The following is a 1,715-nucleotide window of genomic DNA, read 5'->3' on the forward strand; positions in this document are numbered from 1 at the left end:
AATCACCGGATTAAACGTATATCCGTCCTTTTTATCCCCCGTTGCCGGTAGTGGCCCCGCCGGGGTGAAGTTAGGTGTTTCCCGTTTTTGCAGCATAAAGGGGCGGACAATTATGCGCATTTCAGCGGGCGCTGACTTCTGGTTATTTTCCAGTTCAGCAAGGGCATAAATGGGGTAATTGTTATTTTGGTTATCGCCGGATAAATATTTCGGCAGGGTGACGGTGATGGTATTTCCGACACGGGAAGAGAGTTTGCCGCCGTGCTTTGTAAAATCTTCGTTCGTTGCCCAGTGAACCTGCTTAACGGCAGTATTGGAAGATAGCTTAACCGTAATATCGCGCTTTTCCTCCTGACTGTATCCGGTGATGATTTCCGGTAAGGAGAGTTGGACGATGGGAATTTTCTGGTGATCAAGTACAATATTATTATTTCGTTCCACCAAATCATAACGGCTGCCCGCCAGTGTGCGCATTGCGGCTACGTTGTCGGGTGATAACTGCACATTCAGGGGAACGCCCAGTTTATAACTTAAATTCGCCAAGAACTGGGTTTCACTGTGCCCGCTTCCCCCTTGTTTATAATCCACGCCCAGCGTGAAGAGTGGGACAGGCGTATAAGTCAGCCCCAGTTTAGCCAGACTGGGGTTTTTCTGTTTAGTATCACGATTGAATAAGGTCACGTTGTCGCCAAAATATTGCTCATAGGCCAATTTTGCCCCCAGATTCGGGTAAGCAGGCAAGAAAAACTCCCCATTAATGTCATAACCGTTGGCAGGGCGTTCATGGTAGTCCTTAAAATTCCGTGAGTTCTGCCAATTACTTAAACGGTAATAAGTATTGGCGGAAAATTTAATGTAGTCTCCCCATATCTCTCCCCCCAAGCCCAGGCGCTGATTTTTACCCGTAAGATCGTAGTCATAAAAGGTATTCAGGCCATACATCCAGTCCTGATAAAAATAACGCCCGCCTAATCCCACGTTAATGGTATTTCGGCTGTCTTTGTTGCGATAACCCAGTTGAGAAAAAAACAGCCAATCGACTTTATTGTCATAAAGTGGCAATAATAAATCGAGTGAATTATTTTTTAGCGTTCCTTTTCTATCCAGCCCAAAGTTAATTCTGGCCGTCCCAAATTGGGATAGCCATTTTTGTGTTTCGGAAGAGATGGTGCTGTTAAATTTGCCCACGGCGTAGGACTTGGCTTGTTCTGCCAGTTCTGAAGGTGAAGAGGATAGAATATTACTTGCTGCTTGGATGTTTCTGGCAATGGCATTTGGTGTATCAGAATCAGAGGCTTGGTTGTTTTTTCTATTTTTATTTAAATCACCGACTCTGGTATCTGTATTGTCTATTTCCTGAGGATATACTCTTCCTGCTTCTATGTTACTATCAGCAATGGCATTCGTTATAGATGATGGTAATAATAGACTCAGTATCATGAAAAAAAAAATTTTATTAAAATATGAGTTCATATCTCTCTCTCAGGGTTTTTTTGGAAAAATTACTATTCTTACTCAATAGATGATCTATAATCACATCATGATTTCTTGTATAGCATATATCCCACTATTTCACGTAATTACAAATAGTTATCAATTGATTATAAAAATTAATCGCATGATGATTTTTATTGTTTATATTAACTTGCCATAAATATAACTCACTATCACTAAATTAAAACATAAAATACAACAAATTTATCTTTTTCATTCGT

At 40.9% G+C, this 1,715-nt stretch carries 1 protein-coding gene; it reads right to left on the reverse strand.

Features of this window, described 5'->3' with window-relative positions; all coding sequences use genetic code 11:
• A partial coding sequence (locus tag PSI15_RS17910) for an inverse autotransporter beta domain-containing protein (protein ID WP_273584692.1) occupies positions 1-1,473 on the reverse strand: 1,473 nt, incomplete at its 3' end.
• Positions 1,474-1,715: the final 242 nt, after the last annotated feature.

Origin of the sequence: Xenorhabdus sp. PR6a, from assembly GCF_028599065.1 — a bacterium.
Taxonomy (GTDB): domain Bacteria; phylum Pseudomonadota; class Gammaproteobacteria; order Enterobacterales; family Enterobacteriaceae; genus Xenorhabdus; species Xenorhabdus doucetiae.